The organism is Streptomyces sp. SID11385, assembly GCF_010548245.1.
GTDB lineage: Bacteria > Actinomycetota > Actinomycetes > Streptomycetales > Streptomycetaceae > Streptomyces.
The window spans coordinates 1-585 of record NZ_JAAGLR010000397.1; the positions used below are offsets into that span (position 1 = coordinate 1).

The following is a 585-nucleotide window of genomic DNA, read 5'->3' on the forward strand; positions in this document are numbered from 1 at the left end:
CTGCTCCACGTACCGCCGCTCGTCGCCGTCGCCGTCGCGTCCGGCGTGTGGGCGGCGCACGGGCGGCCCGACCCGCTGCCCGCGCTCTCGGTACGGCTCGGGGCGCGGCGGGAGGTCCTGACGACGGTCCTGCGGGCCGCGACCGCCACCGTGCTCGGTCTCGTCGCGGGCGGCGCGCTGCTCCTCGTGACGACCCTGAGCGGCGGCTCCGAGGCCGTGCGCGGCGCCTTCGACCGCGTCACCGACGACTGGTCGGGGCTCGCCGCCGTCCTCCTCCTCGCCGTCGCCCTCGTCCCCAACGCGGTCCTGTGGGCGGCCTCGTACGCGCTCGGCCCCGGCTTCCTCGTGGGTACGGGGCACTTCGTGGCGCTCTCCGGAGCGGCCCCGCTCGGCGGGCTGCCGCCCTTCCCGCTCCTCGCCGCCCTCCCGGCGCCCGGCGACCCGGCGCCTTCGACGTGGACGGTGCTCGCGCTGCCACCGGCCGCCGCGCTCCTCGGGGGACTGCTGGTGGGCCGCGTCTCCGCGCCCGCACGGCCCGGCGAGGTGGACGAGTCCGCGGTGTGGTCGCGCGGCACGACGGCCCTG

Annotated in this window: 1 protein-coding gene; it reads left to right on the top strand. The window is 79.3% G+C overall.

Features of this window, described 5'->3' with window-relative positions; genetic code table 11:
• Positions 1-585 (top strand): DUF6350 family protein (locus G3I42_RS11945; RefSeq protein ID WP_239096408.1); only part of this gene is annotated, 585 nt, incomplete at both ends.